This is a genomic window from Bradyrhizobium commune (assembly GCF_015624505.1).
Taxonomy (GTDB): Bacteria; Pseudomonadota; Alphaproteobacteria; order Rhizobiales; family Xanthobacteraceae; genus Bradyrhizobium; species Bradyrhizobium commune.
Window position 1 is genome coordinate 2,240,168 of record NZ_CP061379.1, and the last position, 25,452, is coordinate 2,265,619.

At 64.3% G+C, this 25,452-nt stretch carries 19 protein-coding genes; 9 read left to right on the forward strand and 10 right to left on the reverse strand.

All coding sequences use genetic code 11. The annotated features are described in order from the left end of the window. Positions 1 to 68: 68 nt before the first annotated feature. The 5 genes from IC761_RS10545 to IC761_RS10565 are packed head-to-tail and all read right to left on the reverse strand — an operon-like array spanning position 69 to position 4,486. Positions 69 to 677: a hypothetical protein gene (locus IC761_RS10545; RefSeq protein WP_195803176.1), complete on the reverse strand. Its 609-nt coding sequence runs from the start codon at positions 675 to 677 to the stop codon at positions 69 to 71. Continuing rightward, a complete protein-coding gene (locus IC761_RS10550) occupies positions 674 to 1,522 on the reverse strand; it encodes an ABC transporter permease (RefSeq protein WP_195803177.1) in 849 nt (282 codons plus the stop codon). Before IC761_RS10550 ends, IC761_RS10545 begins: the two co-directional genes overlap by 4 nt. Further along, complete coding sequence (locus IC761_RS10555; RefSeq protein ID WP_195803178.1) at positions 1,519 to 2,325, reverse strand: ABC transporter ATP-binding protein; 807 nt, start codon at positions 2,323 to 2,325, stop codon at positions 1,519 to 1,521. The genes IC761_RS10550 and IC761_RS10555 overlap by 4 nt, the downstream gene beginning before the upstream one ends. Further along, the gene (locus IC761_RS10560; RefSeq protein WP_195803179.1) at positions 2,322 to 3,305 is read right to left on the reverse strand and encodes a YVTN family beta-propeller repeat protein; all 984 of its coding nucleotides are present in this window, start codon (positions 3,303 to 3,305) and stop codon (positions 2,322 to 2,324) included. The genes IC761_RS10555 and IC761_RS10560 overlap by 4 nt, the downstream gene beginning before the upstream one ends. After that, positions 3,290 to 4,486, reverse strand: coding sequence for an ABC transporter substrate-binding protein (locus IC761_RS10565; protein ID WP_195803180.1), 1,197 nt, complete (start codon positions 4,484 to 4,486; stop codon positions 3,290 to 3,292). Before IC761_RS10565 ends, IC761_RS10560 begins: the two co-directional genes overlap by 16 nt. 104 nt (positions 4,487 to 4,590) lie before the next feature. Here IC761_RS10565 and IC761_RS10570 point away from each other — a divergent pair, with 104 nt between their 5' ends. Next, on the forward strand, positions 4,591 to 5,091 hold the full coding sequence (locus tag IC761_RS10570; protein WP_195803181.1) for a DUF3280 domain-containing protein: 501 nt from the start codon (positions 4,591 to 4,593) through the stop codon (positions 5,089 to 5,091). Between the two features lie 212 nt (positions 5,092 to 5,303). On the opposite strand, the gene fghA is transcribed toward IC761_RS10570, so the two are convergent. Beyond that, entirely contained in the window at positions 5,304 to 6,149 is an 846-nt protein-coding gene (fghA, locus tag IC761_RS10575; RefSeq protein WP_195803182.1) for an S-formylglutathione hydrolase, read from the reverse strand. Between the two features lie 79 nt (positions 6,150 to 6,228). After that, the gene (locus IC761_RS10580; protein WP_195803183.1) at positions 6,229 to 6,849 is read right to left on the reverse strand and encodes a response regulator transcription factor; all 621 of its coding nucleotides are present in this window, start codon (positions 6,847 to 6,849) and stop codon (positions 6,229 to 6,231) included. Between the two features lie 191 nt (positions 6,850 to 7,040). Between IC761_RS10580 and IC761_RS10585 the strand changes: the two genes are divergently transcribed. From IC761_RS10585 to IC761_RS10620, 8 genes are all read left to right on the forward strand, one after another. Continuing rightward, positions 7,041 to 8,396: a histidine kinase gene (locus IC761_RS10585; RefSeq protein ID WP_195803184.1), complete on the forward strand. Its 1,356-nt coding sequence runs from the start codon at positions 7,041 to 7,043 to the stop codon at positions 8,394 to 8,396. Between the two features lie 162 nt (positions 8,397 to 8,558). Beyond that, complete coding sequence (locus IC761_RS10590; RefSeq protein WP_195803185.1) at positions 8,559 to 11,018, forward strand: TonB-dependent receptor; 2,460 nt, start codon at positions 8,559 to 8,561, stop codon at positions 11,016 to 11,018. Positions 11,019 to 11,404: 386 nt separating this feature from the next. Next, positions 11,405 to 14,848, forward strand: a complete 3,444-nt coding sequence (locus IC761_RS10595) for a patatin-like protein (protein WP_195803186.1) — start codon at positions 11,405 to 11,407, stop codon at positions 14,846 to 14,848. A 75-nt stretch (positions 14,849 to 14,923) separates the two neighbouring features. Beyond that, complete coding sequence (locus IC761_RS10600; RefSeq protein WP_195803187.1) at positions 14,924 to 16,387, forward strand: GH1 family beta-glucosidase; 1,464 nt, start codon at positions 14,924 to 14,926, stop codon at positions 16,385 to 16,387. A gap of 237 nt (positions 16,388 to 16,624) precedes the next feature. After that, positions 16,625 to 17,857 carry an acetyl-CoA C-acetyltransferase gene (locus IC761_RS10605; RefSeq protein ID WP_195803188.1) on the forward strand — a complete coding sequence of 411 codons (1,233 nt, stop codon included), beginning with the start codon at positions 16,625 to 16,627 and terminating at the stop codon, positions 17,855 to 17,857. A gap of 307 nt (positions 17,858 to 18,164) precedes the next feature. Beyond that, positions 18,165 to 20,783 (forward strand): bifunctional diguanylate cyclase/phosphodiesterase, encoded by a 2,619-nt coding sequence (locus IC761_RS10610; RefSeq protein WP_195803189.1) that lies wholly within the window; start codon positions 18,165 to 18,167, stop codon positions 20,781 to 20,783. Between the two features lie 61 nt (positions 20,784 to 20,844). Next, complete coding sequence (locus tag IC761_RS10615) at positions 20,845 to 21,768, forward strand: amino acid ABC transporter substrate-binding protein (RefSeq protein WP_195803190.1); 924 nt, start codon at positions 20,845 to 20,847, stop codon at positions 21,766 to 21,768. A 291-nt stretch (positions 21,769 to 22,059) separates the two neighbouring features. Continuing rightward, a complete protein-coding gene (locus IC761_RS10620) occupies positions 22,060 to 22,362 on the forward strand; it encodes an HU family DNA-binding protein (RefSeq protein ID WP_195803191.1) in 303 nt (100 codons plus the stop codon). A gap of 71 nt (positions 22,363 to 22,433) precedes the next feature. Here the strand turns inward: IC761_RS10620 and IC761_RS10625 are convergent, their stop codons facing one another. Genes IC761_RS10625 through IC761_RS10635 form a run of 3 tightly spaced genes read right to left on the reverse strand, consistent with a single transcriptional unit; the run spans position 22,434 to position 25,373 of the window. Then, entirely contained in the window at positions 22,434 to 22,589 is a 156-nt protein-coding gene (locus IC761_RS10625) for a hypothetical protein (protein WP_195803192.1), read from the reverse strand. A 4-nt stretch (positions 22,590 to 22,593) separates the two neighbouring features. Next, positions 22,594 to 24,981 carry an endopeptidase La gene (lon, locus tag IC761_RS10630; RefSeq protein WP_195803193.1) on the reverse strand — a complete coding sequence of 796 codons (2,388 nt, stop codon included), beginning with the start codon at positions 24,979 to 24,981 and terminating at the stop codon, positions 22,594 to 22,596. 8 nt (positions 24,982 to 24,989) lie between these two features. Next, entirely contained in the window at positions 24,990 to 25,373 is a 384-nt protein-coding gene (locus tag IC761_RS10635; RefSeq protein WP_195803194.1) for an Hsp20/alpha crystallin family protein, read from the reverse strand. Positions 25,374 to 25,452: the final 79 nt, after the last annotated feature.

Genomic DNA, 25,452 nt, shown 5'->3' on the forward strand with positions numbered 1-25,452 from the left:
CGCGGCAAAGGTTAACGATCGCGTTGAGATCGCGGGAACATTTCTCGAAGCTGTCAGCAAGGCTGACGCTATTCCAGTTCCTGCTGGATGACGCGACCGAGCGCGAACAGGCGCTGGTCGATCGTGGTCGGAACCTCGCAGACGAATCGCACCACCTTGCGGCGGTCCTCGAAGATGCGGGTCTCCCAGATCAGCTGATTGCTGAGCGCCTCGACCTTGGTGTCGTCGCGTGGCGTCGCGCCCTGGAGGGTCTGGAGCTGGATCGTCTCGTCTCGGATCTTGTCGGCGGCCTCGCGCTGCTTGCGGCTGACGCGTTCGAGCCCGCTCATGACCTGGGAGCGCTGGGCGTTGAGGGTGTCGAACAGGCCGGCGAACAACAGCTTTGCATTGGTGGATTTGTCGCTCGCCGAACCCGCCAGAAATTCCTTCACCGACTTCTCGGCCTCGTCCAGCGGCGTCTTGCGCGCCGCGAGCTTCGAGACCAGCGCGCTGACTTTGGCGTCGTCTTTCCACTTGCTCTCGGCGTTGTCGAGCGCCGGACCGGCCCAGACGGCCGCGAGCGAAATGTCCGGCACCTTTGCCTGCGTACAGGGCCAGTCGGGATAGCGCGGATCGGCCGCGTGCGCGGCCGTGCCCGCGACTGCCAGGACGACCATCGCTGCGATCAGAACTCTCATCCTTCGCCTCCTGCGGGCCCGCGCCGCGCCAGCCCGCGCGAGGGATCATAGGCGAAAATCGCTGCCGTCATGAAGACGATTGTGCAGGCCGCGACCACCGCCAGCGAGATCCAGTTGATCTGCCCATAGAGCGCGAAGCGGATCAGCTCGACCGCGTGGGTGAACGGATTGGCCTCGCAGACATAATAAAGATAGGGGCTGCCTTCCTGCACCCGCCAGAGCGGATAGAGCGCCGAGGACGCAAAGAACATCGGGAAGATGACAAAATTCATCACGCCGGCAAAGTTCTCCAGCTGCTTGATGCCGGAGGAGATCAGCATGCCGAGCGAGCCCAGCATCAGCCCGGACAGCACCAGCGCCGGCAGCACGGTGAGATAGCCGATCGGGGGCGGGGTGATATCCCAGAACCAGGCGATGATCAGGAACGCATAGACCTGGAGCAGCGACACCGCGGTGCCGGCGAGCAGCTTGCAGAACAGCAGGAAGCCGCGCGGCAGCGGGCTCACCAGCAGCGTGCGCATGTTGCCCATCTCGCGGTCATAGACCATCGAGAGCGAGGACTGCATGCCGTTGAAGAGCTGGATCATCGCCATCAACCCGGGCGCGATGAAGACCTCGTAGAGGATGTAGGTCTCGTAGGGCGGGATGATGGAGATGCCGAGCACCTGGCGGAAGCCGGCGGCGAAGATGAACAGCCACACCAGCGGCCGCACCAGCGCCGAGACGAAGCGCTCGCGCTGATGCAGGAAGCGCAGGCCCTCGCGCCAGACGATGCCGGTGAGGCAGGTCATGTACTCCTGGAGCGAGAAGCCGCGCGGTGTGTCACGTGCCGTGATGCTGCTCATGCGCCGCCTCCCGGCATGGTTTGCGCGCCGGTCAGGCGCATGAAGGCGGTGTTCACGTCCTGTGCGCCCGCTTCGGTGATCACGCGGTTCATCGGGCCCTGCGCCAGCACCTTGCCCTGGTGCAGTACGACGAGATCGTCGCCGGCGGTGATCTCGTCGAACAGATGCGTGGCCCAGAGCACGCCGATGCCTTGTTCGGTGACGAGCTGGCGGACATGGCTGATGATGTCGGCGCGCGCCTTGACGTCGAGGCCGACGGTCGGCTCGTCCAGCAAGAGCAGCCGCGGCCGATGCAGCAGCGCGCGGGCGATCTCCAGCCGTCGCATCTGTCCGCCGGAGAGATCGCGCACCTTGCTGCCGGCGCGGTCGGCAAGCCCGATGCGCGCGAGCAGCTCGGCGCTGCGCGCGGCGGCCTCGCGGCGGCTGATGCCGTGGAGAGCGGCGTGATAGAGCAGGTTTTGCGTCAGCGACAGGTCGAGATCGAGCGTGCGCGGCTGGAACACCACGCCGAGCAGCCGCAGCGCCTCGCCGGGCGCGCGGCTGATGTCGTGGCCGAAAATGCCGATGCGCCCGGACTGGATGCCGAAGAGCCGCGTGATCAACGAGAACAGGGTGCTCTTGCCCGCGCCATTGAGGCCGAGCAGCGCCGTGAAACTCGCGGGCTGCACATTGAAGGAGACGTCAATCAGCGCCCGCCGCGGGCCATAGGAATGGTTGATGCCGTCGAGCGACAGCGCCGGCACCGCGGCCGGATCTGGCCCTGGCGTCTCGCGTGGCTCGGCGATGGGGGCGGGGCTGGTCATGGTGCGATCGTGATGCCCCAGGGCAATTCGCCCACCTGAATGGTCTTGATGACCTTTTGCGCGGCGACGTCGATGACGGAGACGTCGTTCGACACGCCGTTGGTCGTCAGCAGGTATTTTTCATCCGGCGTGAACGCCATGTGCCAGACGCGTTGCCCGACCAGCAGATATTTCGTCACCTTGCGCGTGGCGGTGTCGACCACGGCAACGCGGTTGGCGGGGCCGAGCGCAACGAAGGCGGTCTTGTCGTCCTTGGTCATGGCGATGCCGACCGGCTGGATCGCCTCGCGGCGCAGGCCCGGGATGTCGAAATTGATCTTGCCGATCACCTCGTGCTTGCCGGGATCGACGATCGACACGGTGCCGCCGATCTCGGACGAGACCCACAGCTCCGAGCTGTCGTGCTTGAACTCGGCAAAGCGCGGCCGCGCGTCGACCAGCACGTTGGCAACGATCTGGCGCGACGATGTGTCGATGAAATGCGCCATGTTGGTGGTTTCCGACGTGTTGATCAAAATCTTGCCGTCGGGGCTGATGGTCATGCCCTCGGGCTCGACGCCAACCTGAATGTCGCCGAGGCGGGCGCGCTTCTCCAGATCAATCACGGTGACCGTGTTGTCGTTCTCGTTGGCGACATAAAGCGTTTTGCCGGCCGCATCCTGGGTGAACAGCTCGGGGTCCGGACCCGAGGGCAGGCTGTCCACCACTCCTTGCGTCTTGGCGTCGATCACCTGGATGGTGTCGTCGTCACCGACGGCGACCATCACGAATTTTCCATCGCGCGTGAACGCGATGCCGCGCGGGCGCTGGCCGACCTTGATGGTCTTGGTCACGGTCCAGCTGTCGGTGTCGATCACCGAGACCGTGTTGCTCTTCTCGTTCGAGACATAGGCAACGAAGGCATGTGCCGGCGTGGCGGCAAACGCCAACCCGAAGAGCAGCCCGACACGCAACATCTGCTTTCTCACTTCAACTTGCATTTGCTCTCCGGACGATCGTAGCCGAGCGTGTCGAGCTCGGAGACCTGGTGCAGAAATCCCTCCTGCGGCGACACCGACACCACCATGCGGCCATCGACCAGCAGGATCGGCTGGCGCAGCTGGAGATTCCAGTCGCGCAGGGTCAGCTTGGTGCCCTTGAAGGCGGCGACGGAGAAGTCCGGCCCCTTGATGAAATCGGTGACCTTCTTGATATCGCCGGAATTGGTGCGCGAGGTGGCTTCGCCAATCATACGCACCGCGGTCCAGGCCTGCATGTCGAGCGCGGTCATGCGCCGCGAGTTCAGCTTCATGAAGCGGTTCTGCATCTGGGTCGCGCCCCACTGGTCCTGCGCGGCGTCCCAGCTGCGCGGCACCAGGCCGGCTGAGCCCGCGACGGGCCGCGGATCCCAGGTGCGGTAGGGCAGATAGGCGCCGAACACCTCGCTCTCGTCGGCGGCGACCAGCACATCGTATGCCGGCGCTTGCTGGGTAAAGACCGGCATCTGGCGCTGGATCAATGTCACACCGCTATCGGTACGACGCGCGCCGCCGGTGTCTTCAAAGGTGCGCTCCTGCACGATCTTGGCGCCGAAGCGTGTGGCGGCGCGGCGCAGCGCGTCGGCATAGAGCTTGTCCTCGTCATGCGAGCCGACCACGAGCAGCCAGCGCGACCAGCGCTTCCACACCAGGTACTGGCCGAGCGCATCCGCCAGCATCGAGCGCGTCGGTGCGGTGTGGATGACATTGGCGCGGCAATCGGCTTCGCGCAGCCGCTCGTCGATTGCGCCGGCGTTAAACAGCAGCGTGCCGCGGTCGCGCAGGGAATCTGCGACTTTCAGCAGCGCGTCGGCCGGCAGGTCGGCAATGATGAAGCCGTTGCGCGCGGCGAGGTCGGCCGCGGCCTGGATCGCGTCCTCGCCTTCCCTGATGCGGCGTTCTTCCAGCGTGAAACGCTGGTTGAGGAATTTGCCCGTGGTGTTGTTGTCCTCGACCGCGAGGCGGGCGCCGGCGACGCCGTCATTGTCCGCGGGCTGCTCGACCAGCGACAGTGTCGATCTGGTGCCGGCGATTCCGAGATAGCCGACGCCGATCATGACCGGGTCGGCCGCGAGCGCTTGCGTCGCGGCAAGGCTCAAACCGACAAGACTCAGGCCGATCAGGCCGAGCGACCCTCGGATCATGCTTCCTCCGTAGGCTCCCCGGCTTGACCGCCGATGGAGAATTGTTTCTCTTCAAGCATGACCGATTTGGCCGGGCTTGCAACCCCGCATTTGGAATCACGATCATGCGAGCGCTGATAACCATCGCGACTTTGTTGCTGAGTGGTTCGGGCGCGTTCGCCGATCCGCCAAAACTCGCCGTGTTCGATTTCGAGCTGATCGATACCAGCCTGCCCGGCGAGTTCTACGGCTCCAAGCCGGAGGAGGCGCGTCTCGATCGGATCAGCGAGCAGTTGCGCAAGGAACTGGCCGAGTCGGGCCGGTTCCAGGTGCTCGACATTGCGCCGGTTCGGGACGCTGCCCAGCACAGCAATCTGCAGGCCTGCGGCGGCTGTGATCTCAAGCTTGCGGGAGAGTTGGGCGCCGATATCGAAATCACTGGCCTCGTGCAGAAGGTCTCGAACCTGATCATCAACCTCAACATCTACCTGCGCGACGTGAAGACCGGCAACTTGATCACGGCCGCCAGCGCCGACATGCGCGGCAACACCGACGAATCCTGGACGCGCACGATGAGCTATCTCATCCGCAACCGATTGCTCGCGCCGAATTACGGGCGGCCGTGAGGTTTTCGCCTCTCCCTGGCTGTGCGCTGCTTTCCCTCTCCCCTTGCGGGAGAGGGTGGCTCGCCGCGAAGCGGCGAGACGGGTGAGGGGTTTCTCTCCGCGAGTCCACCCTCATTTGAGTTTGCGGAAACAACCCCTCATCCGGCGCTTCGCGCCACCTTCTCCCACAAGGGGAGAAGGAAGAACGCAGCGTGCGCCTGGCGCGCAGAGCCTCACCCCTTCAGTCTCTCCGCATGCCACTGCAGATGATCGCTCATGAAGGTCGAGATGAAATAATAGCTGTGGTCGTAGCCGGGCTGCCGCCGCAGCGTCAGCGGGATGTTGGCCTTGGTGCAGGCCGCCTGGAGCAGCTCCGGCTTGAGCTGTTCTTTGAGGAAATTGTCTGCCTCGCCGACGTCGACGAGGAAGCCGGAATATTTCGCGCCGTCCTCGATCAGCGCCACGGTGTCGTGGTTGCGCCAGTTGTCCTTGTTCGGCCCGAGATAGCCGGTCAGCGCCTTGATGCCCCAGGGCACCTGCGACGGGGCCACGATCGGCGCGAACGCACTTGCCGCGCGATAGCGGTGCGGATTGCGCAGCGCCACCGTCAGCGCGCCGTGACCGCCCATGGAATGGCCCATGATTGATTGCCGCTTGGGGTCGACCGGAAAGTTCTCCGCGACAAGCTTCGGCAGTTCGTCGGTGACATAGCTCCACATGCGATAGTTGCGCGCGAACGGCGCTTCGGTGGCATCGACATAGAAGCCGGCGCCCAGGCCGAAATCATAGGCATTGTTGGCGTCGCCCGGGACGTCCGGTCCGCGCGGTGAGGTGTCGGGGGCGACGAAGATCAGGCCGAGCTCGGCGCAGGCTTTGCGGAATTCGCCCTTCTCGGTGACGTTGGCATGGGTGCAGGTGAGCCCGGAGAGATACCAGACCACCGGCAGCTTCGTGCCGTCGGGATGCAACGGAACGTAGACCGAGAACACCATGTCGGTGCCGGTCGCCTGGCTCGCATGGCGGTACACGCCCTGCACGCCGCCATAGGATTTGTTGGTCGAGACAGTCTGGAAAGTCATGCCATTTCGCTCCGTGGCATCTCACCACATCAACATTGCAACGCTGTATGACCGAATTTGTGGCGGCTGTCGCGCCTCGTCAGGCCACGCCGCTATCGATCGCCATCCGCACCAGTTCGACCGAGGTCTTCACGCCGAGCTTCTGCCGTATGATCGAGGAGGTGTTGGCGACCGTCTTGTAGGACGATTGCACCAGCCAGGCGATCTCGGACAGGCTCTTTCCGGCGCTGAGCAGCCGCAAGATCTCCATCTCGCGCGCGTTCAGCTTCGACAGCGGGCTCTGCGCCAGCGACGGCCCCGCGAAAGCGATGCTGCGTGCGATCGCGGTGGGCAGATAAGTGCCGCCGCTTCCGACCGCGCGGATCGCCTCGACGAGGTCGTTGGGATCGCCGGTCTTGGAGACATAGCCCTTGGCGCCGGATTCGATCGCGCGCGCGGCAAACGCAGGGTCGTCGTTCATGCTGAACATGATGATGCGCGCCTCGGGCGCGCGTTCGAGGATGCGGCGCGCGAGCTCGAAGCCGGAGACGGTCGGCAGGTTGATGTCGATGATGGAGAGGTCGGGGCGCTCGACGATGAAGACGCTCTCGCCGTCTTCGGCGTCGGCGGCCTCCAGGATCTCGATCTCGCCTTCGTCGGCCAGCACGGCGCGGCAGCCGGAGGCGACAATGGGATGATCGTCGACGATCAGAATGCGCATGGGCGTTCCCCGGGACAGCCTCGGCCTGTTTTGCAGCGCACGGTGCCGAATGAGGGACACGCGCGTGCCCCATGTCGGGTCATGCAACCCGGCCGGGATTGCTGTACGGTTTCGATTAGATATCGGCCGCTTCGCCTCTGTCAACGCTATCGGATGGACGCGAGCGATCCTTCGTGGGGCAGGCGAAAGCAATGTGGCAAAATCTCTCCTTGCGCGCGCGCATCAACCTGTTGCTGGCGCTGCTGCTGGCGCTGGGGCTCGCCGTCAACATCGCCCGCCAGGTCGCGGAAGCAGGTCCCCGTGTTCAGGCCGAGGACCAGAGCGTGATCCGGCTCGCACGCGAGTTCATCGAGATGATCGTTGCCGATCTCAACGAGGCGCCGGACCCCGATGCCCGGCTAAACCAGATCGCGAACGACCTCAATCGTCTCCGCCATGTCAGTATCGCGCTTCGCGATTCCGGCGGGAACCCGCTGACGCCGCCGCGCACTGAGGCCGATGACGACACGCCCGGGCCGCCGGCCTGGTTCGTCAGCCTGGTTCATCCAGAGCAGACCGCCGTCAGTGTTCCCGTCTCGGTCCATGGCAAGCCCGGTTCCCTGGTGATTACCTCGCATCCCACTGACGAGATCGCCGAGATCTGGGACGCCATCGTCACGCAGCTCGAGGTCGGCTCGGCCATCGCGCTCGTGCTGTTCCTGGTGATGATGACGGTCGTCGGCCGGGCGCTGGCGCCGCTCGAATCATTGGCGCAAACGATGGCCGAACTCGAGGGCGGCCACTACGACGCGCGCGCGACGCCCGGCGGCGCGCCCGAGCTGGCTGCGATCTGCACCAAGCTCAATCATCTCGCGGCGACATTGGGGGAGGCGGTCGAGGACAAGCGGCGCCTTGCCGAGCGCGCGGTGTCGCTCCAGGACGTTGAGCGCAAGGAGATCGCGCGCGAGCTGCATGACGAGTTCGGGCCCTATCTGTTTTCGCTGCGCGCGCATGCGAGCGCGTTGGCCAAGCTCGCCGATGGGCGCGCGCCAAATGCGGACGCCGTGCGAAAACATGGCGGCGCCTTGCTCGAGCAGATCAACGCGCTTCAGCAATTCACCCGTCGTGTGCTGGAGCGCTTGAGGCCCGTCGGCCTTGCCGAGCTTGGTCTCGGCAAGGCGCTTGAATCGCTGTCGCGGCTGTGGCGGGAATCGCATCCCGATGTCGCGATCGAGACCACGATCTCGCCGTCGCTTGGGATCACCGGCGAAACCGCCGACCTCACCATCTACCGCGTCGTGCAGGAGGCGCTCACCAACGCGTTCCGTCACGCCGGCGCGACCGCGATCAATGTCGTGATCGAGCCGGCGGAGCAGGGCCGCGATGGCCGCGGTTGCGCCCGGGTGCGGGTCAGCGACAACGGCCACGGCATGGAGCCGGGCCAGAAGCTCGGCTTCGGCCTTGTCGGCATGCGCGAGCGCATTCTGGCGCTGGGCGGCACGCTCAACGTGGCGTCTGGCGAGCGCGGTGTCACGGTGGAAGCGCTGGTTCCGACGGCTTCCGCCTGATCGGGCCTGACACAATCGGGAAAAATTCCCGATTTCGTCGGGAAGATGGGTGCGGAGCGTGCCCGACCTTTTGTGGCTGGTGCGAGAGATGCTGCCGATTACACTCGTCGCAACCAAACGGCGAAAACAAAACAGCCGAAGGTGACGGGTGGGACGACAGAAATGGGCAAGCCGGGAAACAAGCGACGTCTGCTGATGGCCTCGGTCTCGACTGGGCTGGTGTCAGGAGTCGTTCTCGCAACGGATGCGCGCGCTGCGCAGGACGAACAGACCAATGTTCAAAACCTGCCCGCGGTCGAGGTGGTGGCGCCGCCGCCGACCACGCGGCGCGCGCCAACGCGGGCCACGCCGGCCAGAACCGCGAACGCCGCCAAGCCCAAGCCCAGGATCTACGTCTACCCGACCTCGCCCGGCGCCTCCGGCAGCATCGATGTCGACAAGATTCCGGCGAGCGTGAATGCGGTCGATCCGACCCAGATCAAGCGCACCGGATCCTTGAACATCGCCGACGCGCTCCAGCAATATGTGCCCGGCGTCAATTTGACCGAAGTCACCGGCAATCCGTTCCAGCCCAACATCGAGTTTCGCGGCTATGTCGCCTCGCCCCTGGCCGGCACGCCGCAGGGCCTCGCCGTCTACCAGAACGGCGTGCGCATCAACGAAGCGTTTTCCGATACCGTCAATTGGGACATGATCCCGACCGCGGCGATCCGATCGGCCACGATCGTCACCAACAATCCCGCCTTCGGCCTCAATGCGCTTGGTGGCGCGGTGAACCTTCTCATGAAGGACGGCTTCACCTATCAGGGGGCCGAGATCGACGTCATGGGCGGCTCCTACGGCCGCATCCAGGGCTCCGCGCAATGGGGCAAGAAGATCGACAACAACTGGGCGGTCTATGGTGCGCTGGAGGGTGCGCACGACAACGGCTTCCGTAATTTCTCCGCCTCGGACATCCGCCGCTTCTACGGCGACGTCGGCTATCGCTTCGAGGGCAACGAATTCCACGTCAATATGGGCGTCGCCGACAATCACCTGGCGGGGCCGAGCAGCGTTCCGATCGAGCTGCTCCAACAATATTGGGGCGCGACCTACACCACGCCGCAGACCAGCGCCAACAAGGTCGGCTACATCAATTTGACCGGCAAGGTCGAGGCGACGCCGACCTGGACCTTCGAGGGCACCGCGCATGTGCGCGGCTTCAACCAGAACACGCAAGATGGCAATCCGACCGACGCCCAGCCTTGCAGCGCGCCGGCGGGCCTGCTGTGTTTCGGCGACGACACTACGCCGGCTTTCGGCCTCAACGGCGTCCAGCTCGCCAATCCCTTCCCGGCGGGCGCAGTGCTCGGCGAGATCGATCGGACCACGACGCGCTCGACCTCGTTCGGCATCTCCGGCCAGGCGACCAACAGCGACAGACTGTTCGGGCATGAGAACCGTGTCGTGCTCGGTGCGAGCTACGACGCCAGCGTCAGCCATTTCGATGCGAGCTCCGAGCTCGGGACGATCGGCGACAACTACGTCGTCACCGGCAGCGGCATCTTCCTGGGACAGTCGGGTGTTCCGACCTCGATCGGTCCGGTGTCGCTGCGCACCGTCAACCAGTATCGGGGCGTCTATGCGCTCGACACGTTCAACGTGACGGAGGCGTTCGCGATCACCGGCGGCGGCCGCTTCAACGCGGCCCGCGTCACGCTGGAGGACCAGCTCGGCACCGCCTTGAACGGTGACCATACCTACAACCGCTTCAATCCCGTGATCGGGGGCACCTACAAGATCACGCCGGAGCTGACCGCCTATGCCGGCTATTCGGAAGCCAACCGCGTGCCGACGCCGCTCGAGCTCGGCTGCGCCGATCCGAACAATCCCTGCCTGATCGCGGCGTTTCTCGTCTCCGATCCCGACCTGAAGCAGGTGGTATCCAAGACCGTGGAAGCCGGCCTCCGCGGCACCAAGGAGCTGAACATCGGCTCGCTCGGCTGGAAGTTCGGCGGTTTTCGCGCCACCAATTACGATGACATCCTGGCGCTGCCGATCGCGGGCCTGCAAGGTTTTGGCTTCTTCCAGAACGTCGGCTCGACGCGCCGGCAGGGACTTGAAGCCGAGATCAGCCTCAAGTCCAACGAAGTCCAGTTCCACGCGAGCTACGCCTTCGTCGATGCGCGCTTCCTCGACGCGCTCACCGTCGCCTCCAACAGCCCGACGGCCGTCGCCAATGGCGGCACGATCCCGATCACGCCCGGCAACCAGATTCCGGCCGTGCCGCGCCACCGCATCAAGGCCGGCATCGAATATGCCGTCACCGACGCCTGGAAGATCGGCGGCGACGCGCTCTGGGTTTCCAGCCAGTATTTTGTCGGCGACGAGGCCAACGTCGAGATGAAGCTGCCCTCCTACGCCGTGTTCAACTTGCACACCTCCTACCAGGTCACCAAGAACCTCCAGCTCTACGGCAAGGTCGACAACGTCTTCGACAACCGCTACGCGACCTACGGCACCTTCTTCGACACCACCGCGCTCCCGAATTTCGCCAACGGCGGAAGCCCCTTCGCCGACCCGCGCTCGCTGAGCCCGGCCAGGCCGCGCGCGTTCTACGCGGGCGCGCGGGTGACGTTCTAGGCGATTGCGGGTTCCTCGCGAAAGATGGCGCGGCCGACGCCAGGCAGGCCTTGGCCGGGCGACGCACCGATTGACTTGCAGCCGAGGTTGTCAATAATCTATCATGCATCGCGACGTAGAGTGGTGGCGTGCGGCGATAGACCGTAGGCGCCAGTCGTGGCTTGCGTAACCGGCAAGCCCTCTTTTTCCCGAGCGTGAATTTGAAACTGCGAATTTTTGAGTGTGATTTTGAAACCGTGATTTGGAGAAATCCCGGCGACGCTTCGAGAACGCCGGTGAACCAGGAGTCATCGATCATTCGCGCATCAGGCGCATCGCGCAAGCCATCGCGGGTGGCTTCGCCGGCCCATGGCGCGTGGACGTGACCCAGAAGGCAGGAGCGACCAATGACCACGACTGACAATCTCTACGCGCGCGAGATCCGCTTCGGCGTGGTCATGTATGGCGGCGTCTCGCTTGCGATCTACATCAACGGCGTGTCGAACGAGCTCTACGAAATGGCCTGCGCGACGCCGAAGGGGCAGGATACGCCGGGGGGTGGACACACGCGCGAGGTCTATCGAAAGGCGTCCTGGCTGCTGCGCGACCAGGCGCTTCGCGATAGCTATCTTGCCTACATCCGCGACCAGAAATTGCCGGTCAACGCGCGCAATCCGGCTTTGACGGATCCGTTCGGGAAGGATGCAACGCCCACGTCGACGGAACGAACTCGCTTCGTGATCGACGCGATCGCAGGCACCTCGGCGGGTGGTATCAACGGCTTGTTTCTCGCGAAAGCACTCGTCAACGGACAGGAATTCTCTCCGCTGAAGAACTTGTGGATTCAGGAAGGCGATATCGGCGGTCTGCTCAATGACAACCAGTCATATCAAGGCCTGGAATTCGCCAAGACCGACAACCCGCCCCAGTCGCTGTTGAACAGCGACCGCATGTACGTCAAGCTCGTTGGCGCGTTCCAGGGCATGGCAAACGTCATCCCCCAAGTGGGTCGAGAGCCGGCCCTCGTCGACGAACTGGACCTTTTCATCACGACGACGGACATTCGCGGAGCCATCGTACCCCTGCGCCTGTTCGACAAGGTCGTGTACGAAAAAAGGTACAAGCAGGTCTATCGATTCCAGTATCCATCCGCGGACGGAACCAATCATTTCGACGACAGCTCCGTGCCGTTTCTCGCATTCGCGGCGCGGTGCACGTCATCCTTTCCGTTTGCATTCGAGCCGATGTCCGTGGCCGACGCGCAGCGCCTGTGCGACGCAAACCCGGCCGGCGCGGGGGTGAATTTCGACCGATGGAAGCCATTCTTCACCGGCCTGTCGAGCGATGACATCGCGAGTGGCCGTTGGCGCACGCGCGCATTTGGCGACGGCGGATATCTCGACAACAAGCCGTTCAGCTATGTCGTCGAGACCCTGTCGTTGCGCCTCGGCGGGCTGCCGATGGAACGGAAGCTGATCTATCTCGAGCCGGCACCGACCAATCCGGAGCTGGAGCGCGTGGTCTTTGACAGGAAGCCCGACGCGCTCGAAAACGCCATGGAGGCGCTGTTCACGATTCCCCAGGACGAGACGATCAGGGAAGACCTCGAGGCTGTCCTGGCCCGCAACCGGCGCATCGAGCGGGTCGAGCGGATCGTCCGCCAGGTCGAAACGGAGATCGACGAGCGGGCCGACGACCCGTACGCACGTATCGAGCTCGAAGGTGATGACCATGATCAGGTCCCCGCGTGGGGATCACGCGACCTGCGCGACATGGCCAACTATTATGGAGCGGCGTTCCTTCCCTACCGGCAGCTTCGGGTGATGACCGTAACCGACGACATCGCGGAGCAACTGGCCGCCTGGTGGGATATCGACAGCAAATCCGACCGCTTGTACGCGATGAAAGCCATGGCCCGCGTGTGGCGCGATGCGCACTACTACGAGAACAAGAAGGAGAGCAAGGGCCGAGACGAGTCGGTCAATGCGTTCCTCGAAGATTATGACGTGAAGTACTATATCAGGCGCGCCAGCTTCATTCTGCGCAAGGTCCATCAGCTCCTGAGCCTGGTGAGAAAGCTTAGCCTGCCCGGCGGCCCGCCGAGTCTGACCGATATCGAGCAACATCTCTACGACCTCTGGAATGATCACCCGAAGACAGGCGCTTCGATGGACGTCGGCCGTCTCGTGGATGCGCTCACCTGCCTCGCTGGCGGGTTGGGCGCTGCAATCCGCGAAATCCGTCGGGTCACGCCGCTCCGCGCGCCCTCTGAGAATGCGGATGCACGGAGAGCGCACCACGACGAGCTCGAAGCGGTGCTTCATCTCCTCCTTGGTGAGGGGACCGTCACGGCTTTGACGTCGCAGGCCGGCGGGACCGTACCGGTATCGAACGACCTGCCGACACCCAGCCCGTTGCTCACGCTTCAGGAAAACGTGTTTGCGAGGGCGGCAACGCTCTACAAATATGCAACGCAGGCCAATCTGACCGGCCTCCAGAAGGGGCTCGAGGACGACATCGCGCTGATGCAGCGCGCCTATGCCAGCGCGATAGATGGGTCGTCGGGGGCCGTGCCGTCCGTTCACGATCTGCTTGGAAAGCCGAAGCTGCGCGCCACGCCCGTCGAAGGCGGGCACCGCGTGGATGTTCACCTCGAAGGCCCCGCTGCGGGCGGCGACGCGCTCAATACGGTTGAGGGCACGGCGCTGCGAGGGTTCCTTGCCGACTACTATATGCGGTTCGACGAGTACGACCAGGTGAGCTTTCCACTCTATTACGACACCGGAACCGGAGAGCCGTCGACCGTCGAGGTGGTTCGTGTCAGCCCCGAGGACGCGTGCAGCCTGATCGACGAGCATAACGAGCAGGGGACCGTCGTTCACCAGCGGCTCAAGCTTGCGGGAACGGCGTTGTTTCACTTCGGCGGCTTCCTCGACGCGCAGTGGCGGCGGAACGACATCATGTGGGGGCGCCTGGACGGTTGCGAGCGGCTGTTGACCACTCTGTTTCCTGCAACCGAGGACAAGGAGATCAGGGACGCATTGCTCCTGGAGGCGCAGCTCACGATCGTGCGCGAGGAAATGAAGCCCGAGGGATACGCCGAGCTGGTCGATCGGTTCGGAGAGGCGCTTGCGGAACAGAACAATGCAACGCTCGAGGGCGCCTTCGATGATCTCTGGGGCGAGCTGGCGCTCACGGCCGGCGGACAGCGTCGCACGCAGATCGCCCAGGCGCTGAGGGCAGTTCTGGGCGACGTAGGCATGCTCAATTACGTGCGCGAACATTATGAGGTTGATCGCAAGCTCGACAGGCAGGTCGCGTTGCAAACCAGTACACGCGCGCTGACCATCACCGGGCGGATTCTCGAGGAATTGGAGCAGCGCCGCCGGGGCCAGCGGAGCTGGATGTTATGGGTCACGCGTGCCGGCCGCGCGACCCAGGTGTTGCTCGCGATTTCGACGCCCGGCGGATTGAGCGAGGCCTTGTTTCGCCACTGGCTCGGCCTGCTGTATCTGTTCGAGGCCGTGATATTTATCGGCGCGACCTTGCTTGGCTTCTCGGGCGTCCGCAATTTCGCTGTGGCGGCCTTTGCCGTGACCGCGGCAATTCACATCGCGAGCCTGATTACGCAGGACCTCATTGTTCGCCGATCCGGGCGGCTCAGGGCGATCGGTCTCGCATTTGGGATCACGACTCTCGTGCTGGCGTTCATGGGCGCGATGGCGGTGGTCAACGGCGGTCTTCACGGCATCAACTGCGCAGGGGGCCATAACGCCTTTGGCTCGATCTTCGACATGCTGTGTCAGCCGAGCAACAGCGTTGACCCCCATGCGCCGCGGCCGGGTGGATGACGGGGACTCCACTTCTCAAATCGGTCGGAACTGGTCAGTGTGCCGCGGCAACAGCAGCACACCGGAGCAGTATCGATGTCGGACAGGGTCTCGCGTCGCCAGTTCGCGAAAATCGCGGGGGTGTCCGCAGCTGGAATTGCAAATCCCCTTGAGATCGCGGAGGCCAAACCGGCATCGGCTCCACGCAGCACGACGAGCTTCCCGCCAGGCTTCCTCTGGGGCACCGCGACTTCGTCCTATCAGGTCGAAGGCGCGGTCAACGAGGACGGGCGAGGGGTCTCGATCTGGGACAGGTTTGTCCGCATTCCCGGCAAGATCGAGGACGGCACCACCGGCGATCGCGCCAACGAGCATTATCACCGCTACAAGGACGATATCGCGCTGGTCAGGGAGCTCGGCTGCAAGGCCTATCGCTTCTCGGTGGCCTGGCCGCGGGTGTTTCCCGACGGCGACGGCAAGCCGAACCCGAAGGGGCTTGATTTCTACAATCGCCTCGTCGACGAGTGCCTTAGGAACGGCATCGAACCTTGGCTGACGCTCTATCACTGGGACCTGCCGCAATCACTCCAGGATCGTTTTGGCGGCTGGCGCTCGACCGAGACCTGCAAGATCTTTGGCGACTACGCGGCCTATGTCGCGGCGCATCTGACCGATCGCGTCAAAAACGTGTTCACGCTGAACGAGAGCGGCCGCTTCGTCCATTTCGGCTACGGCCTAGGCATCGACGCGCCCGGCCTGACGCTGCCGCAAGCAGAGGTCAACCAGATCAGGCACAACAGCGCGCTCGCGCACGGGCTCGCGGTGCAGGCGGTGCGCGCCCACGGCCGGCGCGGCACCAGGGTCGGCCCGGCCGAGAACATCGACGTCTGCGTGCCCGCGATCGATACGCCCGAGCATGTCCGCGCCGCCGAGATCGCGCTGCGCGAGATGAATGGCGGCTATCTCAACGTCATCATGACGGGCCAATACACCGACGCGTTCCTTAAATACGCAGGTGCGAACGCGCCCAAATATACCGACGCCGAACTGAAGATCATCTCCTCGCTGGTCGACTTCCTCGGCCTTAACATCTACGCGCCGCAGAATTACGTGGTGCCGTCCGACCAGGGCGCCGGCTTCGCGCCGCTGCCGATCCCGAAGTCGTTTCCGCACATGAATTCGGACTGGCTCCGCATCGCGCCGGAGACGATCTACTGGGTGCCGAAGCTGGCGGCTAAGATCTGGAAGACGGATGCGATCTATATCAGCGAGAACGGTACCTCCGGCGACGACGTGGTCACGCAAGACGGCAAGGTCTACGACACCGATCGCATCATGTACTTGCGCAACTATCTCGCCCAGCTCCAGCGCGCCACCGCCGAAGGCGTACCGGTACGCGGCTATTTCCTCTGGAGCCTGATGGACAATTTCGAATGGGTGTATGGGCTCGGCAAGCGTTTTGGGCTCTATCACGTCAATTTCGACACTCAGGTGCGCACGGCAAAACTCAGCGCCAGCTTCTACCGGAACGTGATCGCAAGGAACGCGGTAGGGGCGTAGCTTACCTCCGAGGAGAGTCCCGCACCCAGAGGTCGTCATGCCAGGGCTTGTCCCGGGCATCCACGTTCGTCGTGCCGCGCAGCAAGGCGTGGATGGCCGGGACAAGCCCGGCCATGACGTCGCAGAGACTTTCGCGCGGCGGAAAATCCAGGTGAGGGGCTGAAACGCTGCGCATTGACTCCACTCTCCCCCTGATTCAAAACCGCCCCCAACACTCATAACAAGAGGACAACGCCCATGGCTGACGCGCTGATCATCGATGCTTGCCGCACCCCGCGGGGCGTCGGCAAGGCCGGCAAGGGAGCACTCTCCGGCATTCATCCGCAGCAATTGGGGGCAACCGTGCTGCGCGCGCTCGCCGATCGCACCGGCATCAACACCGCCGACGTCGACGACATCGTCTGGGGCTGCTCGGCGCAGGTCGCAACCCAAGGCGGCGATCTCGGCCGGATGTCGGCGCTCGATGCCGGCTATGACGTGCGCGCCAGCGCCGTGACGCTGGATCGCTTCTGCGGCTCCGGCATCACCAGCGTCAACATGGCGGCATCGTCGATCATGGCGGGCGCGGAAGACCTCGTGATCGCCGGCGGTTGTGAGATGATGTCGATGGAGGGGCGCCGCGGCGGCGGTCCGATGATGATGGACAGCGGCAATTTGCGGCTGCGTGCGCGGCATCCGCAGTCGCATCAGGGCGTCTGCGCCGACGCGATCGCGACGCTGGAAGGCGTCACGCGACAGGATGTCGATGCGCTCGGGCTCGAGAGCCAGAAGCGCGCAGCGCATGCGATGGCGAATGGCCACTTCAAGAAGAGTCTCGTGCCGGTCCATCGCGAGGACGGCAGCCTCGCGCTCGACCACGAGGAGTATCCGCGGCCGCAGACCACGATGGAAGGGTTGAGCAGCCTGAAGCCGGCATTCCCCGCGATCGCCGACTATGCGCTGGACGACAAGGGCACGACTTATCGCGGTCTCATCCTCCAGCAATATCCGGACCTGAAGATCGACTTCGTGCATCACGCCGGCAATTCGTCCGGCGTCGTCGACGGCGCCGCCGCGATCCTGCTGGCGTCGCCCGCTTACGCCAAGGCTCACGGCCTGAAGCCACGCGCCCGCGTCGTCGCGATGGCCAACATGGGTGACTCTCCGACCCTGATGCTGAACGCGCCGGTGCCGGCCACCCGCAAGGTGCTGGCGAAGGCGGGGCTTTCCATCGACGATATCGATCTGTTCGAGATCAACGAGGCCTTTGCGGTGGTCGCGGAAAAATACATCCGCGACCTCAAGCTCGACCGCGCCAAGGTCAACGTCAATGGTGGTTCGATCGCACTCGGCCATCCCATCGGCGCCACCGGCTCGATCCTGATCGGCACCGTGCTCGACGAGCTCGAACGGCGCGACCTCAAGCGCGGTCTCGTCACCATGTGCGCCGCCGGCGGCATGGCGCCTGCGGTCATCATCGAGCGGGTCTAGCCGGTCGTCCTCATCGGCGGCGGGCCTGACGGCCGCGAGGTTGCACATTCCAGATGCAGCGATCTCCGTAGAATTGCGGAAAGAGAGGCCTTACTCGTCGCATCGTCCGCGATGATGAAACACACAGGTAACCCTGATCGTCGTTCGGACGTCGACCGAGCGCCAGCTTTAACCGGATTCGACATACTCGAAGCCCTACACTCCGACGGTTGGATTGTCCTCGGAATTGTGTTTCCTGATGCTTCGGGCTGTTCGCGCGCTCAAAGGCCGGTTAGCGATGCTGGCGCCGGACGGGGGAGCCCGTCCGATGCGCCGGATCGGCGCGACGCGCCCTGTTGCCGTGCTGATGCTGTGCGGCGCGTTTCTGATCGCGCTCGTCGTATGCACCATCGCCCTCATCCTGTCCAACCTGCGCGATCACGCGATCGCGGAGAGCAAGCAGCAACTGCTGGCGACGGCGACGCTGCTGGGCAATCAGACGGCGCGCGACTTCGAGGCCGTCGACCTGATCGAGACGAATCTGATCGAGCACATGCAAATCCTCGCCGTCGTCTCCGACGAGGTCTACGCGCGTTCGATGGCGAGCCGCGACATCCAGCTCATGCTGGAGGACAAGATCGGCGGCTTTCCGCATATCGGGGCTGTGATGCTGGTCGGCGCCGACGGGACCGTGATCAATTCGTCCGCCGCCTGGCCCACGCCACGCCTCAACGTCGCGGATCAGGACTATTTCCGGGCCTTGAAGACCACCCCGGCCCTGAGCTCGAAGCTCGGCCGTCCGACGAAGGATCCGCGCAGCGGAACCTGGACCATCCCGCTCGCCCGGAAATTCATGGGCGCCGACGGTGAATTTCTCGGGCTGGTGGTCGGCATGATCAAGTCCCGGCATTTCGAGGAACTCTATCACACGATGGTCCGCGGCGCGGATGAATCCATTGCGCTGGTCGGCCGCGACGGCGTAACGCTGGCGCGTTATCCGCACGTCGATCCCGTGGTCGACAAGTCCGTCTCGAGCGGCCGGCTGGCCGAGATCACCCGCGCTGGCGCGGGCGTGATCCGGGAGTTCGACGCGTTCGACGGCACCGACCGGCTGATCGCGGCGGCATCTCTCGTCAAGGTCCCCATTTTCCTGACGACCAGCACAACGGTGCCCGCAGCGCTCGCCGGCTGGCGAACCGAGGCGTGGTTTCTGATCGGGCTTACCCTCGTGCTCGTCGTCGCCATCGGCGGCACCGGAGCCGTGGTCGTTCAACATTTCCGCAAGCAGAGCATCCAGCTCGATGCGACGCTGAACAACCAGTCGCAGGGCGTCTGCATGTACGACGCCCAGCATCGCCTGATCGTCTGCAACGACCGCTACGCCAAGATGTTCAATCTTCCCAACGAGCTCATGAGACCGGGAATCATGCTGCGCGAGGTGTTCGAGTATCGGCTTTCGCGGGGGCTGTACCCCGCAGACGGCGCCGACGCACTGAAGGCGATCATTGCGGCCAACGAACCGGCAAGCATCGTGGCGGAGCTTCCCGACGGGCGCGCGGTGGTGATCGTCTTCCGTCCGGTGCCTGGCGGCGGCTTCGTGAAGACGGTCGAGGATATCACCGAGCAGAAGCGCACCGAGAAGCGGATCGCGCACATCGCACACCACGATGCCCTGACCGGATTGCACAATCGCGCGTCGTTTTCCGACTATCTGGCGACGACGGTCGACGAGACGATCCGCGCCGGAGGGGCTTTCGCGATCCTGTGCCTCGACCTCGACCGCTTCAAGGAGATCAACGACCTCTACGGCCATCCGGTCGGTGACGCGCTGCTGTGCGAGGTGACGCGGCGACTGAAGCAGGTTGCGGGCGACGCCTTCCTGGCGCGGGTCGGCGGCGACGAGTTCATCGCGGTGCTGCTTGGCGAGAAGCAGGCCGCGGCCGCCGGCCGGCTTGCGGAGCAGTTGCGGGCGGCCCTTGTCGGAGACATCGAGATTGCCGGACGGCAGGTGCGTATCGGCGTGAGCATCGGCATTGCGTGTTCACCGGTTGATGGCAACGACCCGACGACGCTTCTGGCCAATGCCGACATTGCGCTCTACCGCGCCAAGTCCGAGGGACGCAACGCGATCCGTCTCTTCGAGGCGGGCATGGCGACGCAGCTTCGCGACCAGCGCGAATTGCAGCATGATCTGCAATCGGCGGTCGCCAATGACGAACTGCGGCTCGATTTTCAACCGCTGGCGCGGACCGGCGGCGAGATCGTGGGCTTCGAAGCCCTGGTCCGCTGGTGGCATCCGAAACGCGGCCTGATCTCGCCCGGCACGTTCATTCCGCTTGCCGAGGAGAACGGGCTGATCGTCACCATGGGCGAGTGGATTCTGCGCGCCGCGTGCCGCGAGGCCGCATCCTGGGCGAACCAGCTCAAGATTTCCGTGAACCTGTCACCGGTCCAGTTCCGCAACGACGACATCGTGCGGCTGGTCCATGAGATCCTGATCGAGACCGGATTGAGTGCCGGCCGGCTGGAGCTCGAGATCACGGAAGGCGTTCTGATCGATGATGTCTCCGGCGCGGTCTCGATCCTGCGCCGGCTCAAGTCGCTCGGAGTAGGCATCGCGCTCGACGATTTCGGCACGGGTTACTCGTCGATATCCTATCTGCACGCGTTCCCGTTCGACATGATCAAGATCGACCGCAGCTTCATTTCGAACCTTGACCATGCGCAGTCGAAGGCGGTCTTGCGCGGCGTCGTCGGACTGGCGCGGGGGCTTGAGCTTCCGGTCACCGCGGAGGGCGTCGAGACGCAGGAGCAGCTCGATGTTCTAACGCAAGCGGGCTGCGATTTCGCGCAAGGCTTCCTGATCGGACGGCCGGCCGCGATGACCCAATATGCCGCAATCGTGGGGCGGCCGGTTCGCCGGGCGCGACTGGCCTCCAACGGATGAACGAGCCGATGACCGATTGTTGCAGTCATGATTTGTCGGTGCCAACCAAGGAAATGGAACGATGAACGTCAAGATGATCCTGGCCGTGGCCGCGCTGAGCATTGCAAGCCATGCGGCGATCGCCGAAGAGCCCAGCGGCACGCTGGAGAAGATCAGGAGCACCGGCACGATCACGATCGGTCATCGTGAATCGTCGATTCCGTTCTCGTATTACGACAACAACGAGAAGGTCGTGGGCTACGCCATGGACCTCTGCTATCTGGCAGTCGACGCCGTGAAAGCGAAGCTCGGGCTGCAAAAGCTCGACGTGAAGCTCGTGCCTGTCACCCCGTCGGGTCGTATCCAGTCCGTGCTGAGCGGGGCGATCGATCTCGAATGCGGAACGACCACCAACAACCTCGAGCGGCAGAAGGTGGTGACGTTCTCCACCTCGTATTTCGTCGCGGCAAATCGTTTCATGGCCAAGGCAGCGGCCAATGTGCGGACCCTGGATGACCTCAAGGGCAAGACCATCGTTTCCACCATCGGGTCCACCAATCTCAAGCAGATCAGCGAGCTCAACAGCCAGCGCCAGCTCGGTCTCACCATTCTGGCTGCCAAGGACAACGGCGAAGCGTTCCGGATGCTGGAATCCGATCGGGCCGCCGCCTTCGTGATGGACGATATCCTGCTCTACAGCCGGATGGCCAATTCGGAGATTCCCGGCACTTACATCGTCTCGGAGGAAGCGCTGTCGGTGGAGCCTTACGGCATCATGCTCCGGCGCGACGATCCGGCCTTCAAGAAGGTGATCGATGACGCGCTGTCGGCGGTCTATCGCAGCGGCGAAATCCAGAAGATCTATGCCAGATGGTTCCTGGCGCCGCTTCCGCCGAACAACGTCAATCTCAACGTCCCGATGAGCGCGTCGCTCAAGCTTGCGATCGAGCATCTGACCGACAGTGGCGACCCGGCCGCGTATCGGACCGAAAGCCTCGTGCGGTGAGGCAGGACTGACGCATTTCGACGCTTCTCTCGCGACCGGCCTTCGACAAAGAGGCCGGTCGTCGCTTGTCGAAAGCATCGAATCAGCTTTAGCAAGGCTGCTTGCGGGCCTTTGAAACAAGGCAAAAACCGCTGCCCGAAGCGCCTCCCGCTCTGGAAGCCGCTAAAAAGCAGGGTTTTTTGCCACAGGGGGCCAAAAAAGCCCGTAAAACCGCGACAAAACTGTGCAGAAGGCTATAGGCCTTTGCCGGTTGGTCTAATATGCAACCGGCAACGAATCAGAGGAGACACGATGCCAACCCAAATGTCGAAATCGCAGCTGATCGAAAAGATCGCGACCGCCACCGAGCTTTCCAAGCGCGACGTCAAGAACGTCATGGAGACGTTGACGGACGTCGGCCACAAGGAGCTCAAGAAGAGCGGCCTGTTCCTGGTGCCGGGCTTCGCCAAGTTCGTGGTCATCAAGAAGCCCGCGACCAAGGCGCGCAAGGGCACCAACCCGTTCACGGGCGAAGAGATGATGTTCAAGGCCAAGCCGGCCCGGAAGATCGTCCGCGCCCGCCCGGTCAAGGCTGCCAAGGACGCCGTGGCCTGATAACGCAAAGGCCCCCTCGAGGAGAGGGGGCCTTTTCTATTCGACGATCGCAAGGGCTGAGGCGGAGGGGCTCAGCCCTTGCGACGTTTGACCCGGACCGGGATCGGCTGAAGCCGCGGCTCGGGTCCTGCAAGTGCTTCGCGCACCCGGTCGATGGTGCGATCGAGCAGCTGCCGCAGGCGCTGTGCCTTCCGGGACTTCTTCGCTCTTTCCAACAATTCGCTCATCGTATCACTCCGCCGCCTCGACCTTGGCCCCGGCTTCGGTCGGCTCGAGCGCTGCGGCGATGGCTTCGTCGACGCGCTCCAGCCAGATGAATTCGAGATTGTCCCGCGCGCTCTGCGGGATGTCGTCGTAGTCCCGCTTGTTGCGCGCAGGCAGCATCACCCGCTTCAAACCGGCGGCGGCCGCGGCCACCACCTTCTCCTTGATGCCACCGACCGGCAGCACCAGGCCGCGCAGCGAGATCTCGCCGGTCATCGCCGTGTCGCTGCGCACCGTGCGGTTGGTGAGCAGTGATGTCAGCGCCGTGAACATTGCGACGCCCGCGCTCGGTCCGTCCTTCGGGGTTGCGCCCGCCGGCACGTGAACGTGGATGTCGCTCTTCTCGAACACCGACGGATCGATGCCGAGCTGCGAGGCCTTGCTCTTCACCAGCGTCATCGCCGCCTGCACGCTCTCGCGCATGACGTCGCCGAGCTGGCCGGTCAGGATCATGCCGCCGCGGCCGGGCACGCGCGAAGCCTCGATGAACAGGATGTCGCCGCCCACCGGCGTCCAGGCAAGGCCGGTGGCCACGCCCGGAATGCTGGTGCGCTGCGCGATCTCACCCTCGAAGCGTGGCTGGCCAAGCACCGTGGCGATGTCCTTCGGCGTCACCACGACCTTGGTAGCCGTGCCCTCGGCGACCTGCACCGCGGCATGGCGGAACAGTTTTCCGATTTCGCGCTCCAGATTCCGCACGCCGGCTTCGCGGGTGTAGCCCTTGACCACCAGCTTCAGGGCCTCCGGCTCGATTTCGGCCTGCTCGGCCGTCAGGCCGTTGGCCTCGAGCTGCCGCCGCATCAGATAGCGCTTCGCGATCTCCAGCTTCTCGTCCTCGGTGTAACTGGCGAGGCTGATCAGCTCCATGCGATCCAGCAGCGGGCCGGGAATCTGGTCCAGCATGTTGGCGGTCGCAATGAAGACCACGCGCGACAGGTCGAACGGCACGCCGAGATAGTTGTCCCGGAACGTCCCGTTCTGCTCGGGGTCGAGCACCTCCAGCATTGCGGCTGAGGGATCGCCCTGCACGCCGCGGCCCATCTTGTCGATCTCGTCCAGCATCATGACGCAGTTCCGTGCGCCCGCCTTGCGGATGCCCTGGATGATGTTGCCGGGCAGCGCACCGATATAGGTGCGCCGGTGACCGCGGATCTCGGCCTCGTCATGCACGCCGCCGAGGCTGACGCGCACGAAGGGGCGATCCATCGCGCGCGCGATGGACTGGCCGAGCGAGGTCTTGCCGACGCCGGGCGGGCCGACGAAGCACAGGATCGGCGCCTTGCCCTGCGGGGCGAGCTTGCGCACCGCCAGATATTCGATGATCCGGCTCTTGATCTTCTCCAGGCCGAAATGATCGGCGTCGAGGATGCGGCGCGCCTCCTTGATGTCGATCGGCTTCTCCGCGGGCAGAGCCCAGGGCAGCTCGATCAACCAGTCGAGATAGGTGCGGACCATGCCGGCCTCGCCGGCGGCCTCGGGCATGCGCTCGTAGCGGCGCAGCTCCTTCTTGGCGTGCGCGTCCGCCTCCGGCGGCATGTCGGCCTTGGCGATGGCAGCCGTCAGCTCGGCGACCTCGGCCGCCTTGCCGTCGCCTTCGCCCAGCTGGCGCTGGATGGTCGCCATCTGCTCGCGCAGGATCGCCTCGCGCTGCCGCTCGTCGAACGAGGCCTTGGTCTTCTGGCCGATTTCGTTGGAGATGCGCAGTACCTCCAGCCGCTCGGCCAGATGCTTCGACACCTTCTCGACGCGCAAAGCGAGGTCGACGGTCTCCAGCACCTCCTGCTTGTCCTGCGGCTTGATGTCCATGAACGAGGTCGCCAGATCGGCCAGCGCGCCGGGCGCGGTGGTGCTCTGGAACATCGCGACCAGCTCGGGCGGCGCCTGCGGCAGCAGCTCGATCGCCTCGATGGCCTGGCGCTGCAGATTCAGCGCCCGCGCCTCGATCTCGGGCGAAGACGTGGTCGGCTCCGGAATCTGCTGGAAGCGCGCAACCGGGAACGGCGTCCCCGGCAGGAAGTCGAGGATGCGCGCGCGCTGCACGCCCTGGCAGACGATATGATGGGTGCCGTCGGGCGCGGTGATGTAGCGCACGATGTTGGCGATGGTCGCGACCCGGTAGAGATCGTCCGGGCCGGGCTCGTCGGTCTCGGGGCTGCGTTGCAGCACGATGCCGATCGGCCGCTGCTCACGCAGCGCCTGCTGGGCGGCGGCGACCGACTTCGGCCGCGCAATCGCGATCGGCGCGATGGCGCCGGGGAAAAGCACCATCTCGCGCACGGGGATGATGATCAGTGCGTCTTCGGGGATCTTCACGTCAGGATTGGTCTGTGCGTTATTCATCTGTTCGGTGGCCATGATCGACCTCAGGATTTGGCGAGGCGCAGTGCGACGCAGCCGTCCATCACGAAGCGGCTGATGGCGTAGCGGCCAATGGGCAATGCAATGCGGCGTTCAAAACGCCCCTGCGGCAGCTCGAGCCGGTGGATGCGGGCGTTGCGAAGCTCCGGCGGCAGCGTGCGCTGGCCGGAGATGATGAGCGCGCCGTCATGGATCACCGTCTCGACGTTGTCGGGATTGACGCCGGGAAGCGCCACCAGGATCAGAAGCTCATGCTCGGTCTCGAGCACGTCGATCGGCGGCTCCCAGCAGGCTTCCTGGCGGCCGAACTGCTGACGCAGCCGTTCGGCGCGGGTCAGCTGGTCCAGGGCTTCGGACAGCATCCAGTCGAGGGGATTTTTGGGTTGCATGGCAAAAACTCGGGGGAAGGCGCCGCGGTTGGAAAACGTGGATATGGGGACGGTTCCCCAAAATTCCAGCATCGCGCGT

What these genes read in the sequence shown, in the direction of transcription:
- IC761_RS10545 (WP_195803176.1), bottom strand. Translation starts at nt 677, where the DNA reads ATGAGAGTTCTGATCGCAGCGATGGTCGTCCTGGCAGTCGCGGGCACG.
- IC761_RS10550 (WP_195803177.1), bottom strand. Translation starts at nt 1,522, where the DNA reads ATGAGCAGCATCACGGCACGTGACACACCGCGCGGCTTCTCGCTCCAG.
- IC761_RS10555 (WP_195803178.1), bottom strand. Translation starts at nt 2,325, where the DNA reads ATGACCAGCCCCGCCCCCATCGCCGAGCCACGCGAGACGCCAGGGCCA.
- IC761_RS10560 (WP_195803179.1), bottom strand. Translation starts at nt 3,305, where the DNA reads ATGCAAGTTGAAGTGAGAAAGCAGATGTTGCGTGTCGGGCTGCTCTTC.
- IC761_RS10565 (WP_195803180.1), bottom strand. Translation starts at nt 4,486, where the DNA reads ATGATCCGAGGGTCGCTCGGCCTGATCGGCCTGAGTCTTGTCGGTTTG.
- IC761_RS10570 (WP_195803181.1), top strand. Translation starts at nt 4,591, where the DNA reads ATGCGAGCGCTGATAACCATCGCGACTTTGTTGCTGAGTGGTTCGGGC.
- fghA (WP_195803182.1), bottom strand. Translation starts at nt 6,149, where the DNA reads ATGACTTTCCAGACTGTCTCGACCAACAAATCCTATGGCGGCGTGCAG.
- IC761_RS10580 (WP_195803183.1), bottom strand. Translation starts at nt 6,849, where the DNA reads ATGCGCATTCTGATCGTCGACGATCATCCCATTGTCGCCTCCGGCTGC.
- IC761_RS10585 (WP_195803184.1), top strand. Translation starts at nt 7,041, where the DNA reads ATGTGGCAAAATCTCTCCTTGCGCGCGCGCATCAACCTGTTGCTGGCG.
- IC761_RS10590 (WP_195803185.1), top strand. Translation starts at nt 8,559, where the DNA reads ATGGGCAAGCCGGGAAACAAGCGACGTCTGCTGATGGCCTCGGTCTCG.
- IC761_RS10595 (WP_195803186.1), top strand. Translation starts at nt 11,405, where the DNA reads ATGACCACGACTGACAATCTCTACGCGCGCGAGATCCGCTTCGGCGTG.
- IC761_RS10600 (WP_195803187.1), top strand. Translation starts at nt 14,924, where the DNA reads ATGTCGGACAGGGTCTCGCGTCGCCAGTTCGCGAAAATCGCGGGGGTG.
- IC761_RS10605 (WP_195803188.1), top strand. Translation starts at nt 16,625, where the DNA reads ATGGCTGACGCGCTGATCATCGATGCTTGCCGCACCCCGCGGGGCGTC.
- IC761_RS10610 (WP_195803189.1), top strand. Translation starts at nt 18,165, where the DNA reads ATGCGCCGGATCGGCGCGACGCGCCCTGTTGCCGTGCTGATGCTGTGC.
- IC761_RS10615 (WP_195803190.1), top strand. Translation starts at nt 20,845, where the DNA reads ATGAACGTCAAGATGATCCTGGCCGTGGCCGCGCTGAGCATTGCAAGC.
- IC761_RS10620 (WP_195803191.1), top strand. Translation starts at nt 22,060, where the DNA reads ATGCCAACCCAAATGTCGAAATCGCAGCTGATCGAAAAGATCGCGACC.
- IC761_RS10625 (WP_195803192.1), bottom strand. Translation starts at nt 22,589, where the DNA reads ATGAGCGAATTGTTGGAAAGAGCGAAGAAGTCCCGGAAGGCACAGCGC.
- lon (WP_195803193.1), bottom strand. Translation starts at nt 24,981, where the DNA reads ATGGCCACCGAACAGATGAATAACGCACAGACCAATCCTGACGTGAAG.
- IC761_RS10635 (WP_195803194.1), bottom strand. Translation starts at nt 25,373, where the DNA reads ATGCAACCCAAAAATCCCCTCGACTGGATGCTGTCCGAAGCCCTGGAC.